This is a genomic window from Streptomyces sp. NPDC059003 (genome assembly GCF_042740445.1).
In the GTDB taxonomy this organism is placed as follows: Bacteria; Actinomycetota; Actinomycetes; order Streptomycetales; family Streptomycetaceae; genus Streptomyces.
The window spans coordinates 1-1,882 of sequence record NZ_JBHYJH010000416.1 but is presented as its reverse complement, the minus strand read 5'-3'; the positions used below and the strand labels follow the sequence as shown (position 1 = coordinate 1,882).

The 1,882-nt window shown below is 70.3% G+C and carries 2 protein-coding genes; both read right to left on the bottom strand.

Annotated features, from left to right (window positions below; translation table 11 throughout):
• Window positions 1-21: 21 nt before the first annotated feature.
• On the bottom strand, window positions 22-210 hold the full coding sequence (locus ACFWZ5_RS46230) for a hypothetical protein (RefSeq protein ID WP_384806893.1): 189 nt from the start codon (window positions 208-210) through the stop codon (window positions 22-24).
• A gap of 133 nt (window positions 211-343) precedes the next feature.
• Window positions 344-1,687 (bottom strand): radical SAM protein, encoded by a 1,344-nt coding sequence (locus ACFWZ5_RS46225; protein ID WP_384806896.1) that lies wholly within the window; start codon window positions 1,685-1,687, stop codon window positions 344-346.
• Between the last annotated feature and the right edge of the window lie 195 nt (window positions 1,688-1,882).

Sequence of the window (1,882 nt, the reverse complement as noted above, 5' to 3'; positions counted from 1 at the left end):
CCCCGGGCCCCGCCGCTCACGTCACGGCGCGAGGCACCCCGTGGCGGGCACCTCGGTCGGAACCCCGGGGTTCGCGAGGTCCACGAGGCCCGTCACCTCTTGGACGGCGCAGTCGACGGTGGCCGTCGGGTCCGGCACGGCGCTCGCCGGGGCGGCGAGGCCGCCGAGGAGCGCGAGTGTTCCGACGGTGAGGGCAGCGAAACGACGCATGAACAGCCTTTCTGCGGAGGGTGGGTGATTCTCCGCAGGGCTGCCCGACGCGCCGTCCCGCTATCCGCTCCGTCACCCGGACGAGGCCGCCGAATCGATCCGGCACACCCCCCGCACGGCGCGCGGCAGCGCGCTAGACCTTCTCGGGTGCCTCGGGCGCCGCCTGCTCCGCCGGCAGGCTGTCCATGAAGGAGCTCACCGAGAACACCGCGTTGCCGGGGCCCGCGGGCCCGTAGCCGGGCGGCGACGACAGGCCGAACTCCTCCATCGTGGCGCGGTACTCCTGGAGCAGCCGCACGTGGTACTCCAGGGGCGCGCCCAGCGGGTTGGCCTTGCCGAGCGGCGTCGTCGGCTCCGGGCACCAGGTGGTGAAGCGCGGCGTGATGCCGTGCGCCATGAAGTAGCGCAGGCCCTCTACGGTCGAGTCGATGGCCTCGTCGACGGTCTTGAAGCCGAAGGGCTCGGCCATCTCGACGCCCGCGACGAAGTTCGGGATGACGTTGCGCGGCCCGAAGACCTCGGCGGAGTCGAGGATGCGCCGGTGCCACTCGTCGCGGCCCACGTAGCGCTCCTTGCCGGGGCAGTAGCGCTCGAACAGATACGGGTCCCACACCTCGTAGTTGGGGTGGTAGATCCGCACTCCGTAGTCGTGGAAGCGCTGCACGTCCTCCTTGGGGAGCGCCTGCGCGACGACCTTGCCGATCCAGCGGCCGGGGAAGCGCTCCTCGATGGCCTTCGCGTACTGGCCGTAGAAGTCGGCCTCGTCCTTGCCGCCGATCGTCGAGGTGACCGCGCCGCCGGTGAGCGTGTACGCCGTGGAGGCCTTGGCGGTGTCGTACTTGTCGATGATCTCAAGCGCCTCCAGGACCTCCTCGACGGGCTTGACGCCCGTGTAGGGGCGGCCCGCCGCCTTGTGCTGGCGCCAGTTGTGATTGATGTCGCAGTACTGGCACTCCTCCTTGGCGCCGAAGTACTGGCAGACCCGGAAGACCGTGAGGTAGATCAGGTAGCCCCACTGGATGGTGGGCGCGACCTCCATCACGGACTTGCCGCCTGCGAGCTTGTGCCGGTAGTACTCCGGCATCGGCGGCACGCCGACGTCGGCGATGCGGCCGCCGTCCAGGTAGAGGCCGAGCACGCCGTCCTCGTCCGCGGCCACGCGGTACGGCGACGCCGGGTTGACCCGCACCGACACCACCGTGCGGCGCAGGTCGTAGGGGCCGCCGGTCAGCACGATCTCCTCGGGCGGGCGGCGCAGGGCGGCGGCGCCCAGCTCCGGCAGCGTGCCGTGGTCGAAGGAGAAGATGAAGTACGACTTCGGCTTGACGTCCCCGGATGCCTCATTGGCGCTGTCGCTGAGCGCCGACTCGTCGAAGGCCACGCCGCCGCGCAGCAGGTCCTCCTTGATCACGGCCTCGCGCGGCACCTGGGGGTGCCGCTGCATGAGTCCTTCGATCAACTCCGTACGCCTGGCCATGGGGCGGACACCTCGGATCCTGTCGGGCTTTGGGGCATTTATCCGGTTTTGCCGGTGTGCATGGGGTTCCCGTGCACGGGGTCAACGCTAATACCGTCCCGGGTGGGGGTCTGGGTGGGGGGCTTGGGCGGGGGTGGGTGGTCCCTCGCGGTGCGCCCCAGACCCGCCCCTTCCCGAACCAGTCTCTTAAACACA

Excerpts from the sequence above, each read along its gene's own strand:
- ACFWZ5_RS46225 (WP_384806896.1), bottom strand. The coding sequence starts at position 1,687 with ATGGCCAGGCGTACGGAGTTGATCGAAGGACTCATGCAGCGGCACCCC.
- ACFWZ5_RS46230 (WP_384806893.1), bottom strand. The coding sequence starts at position 210 with ATGCGTCGTTTCGCTGCCCTCACCGTCGGAACACTCGCGCTCCTCGGC.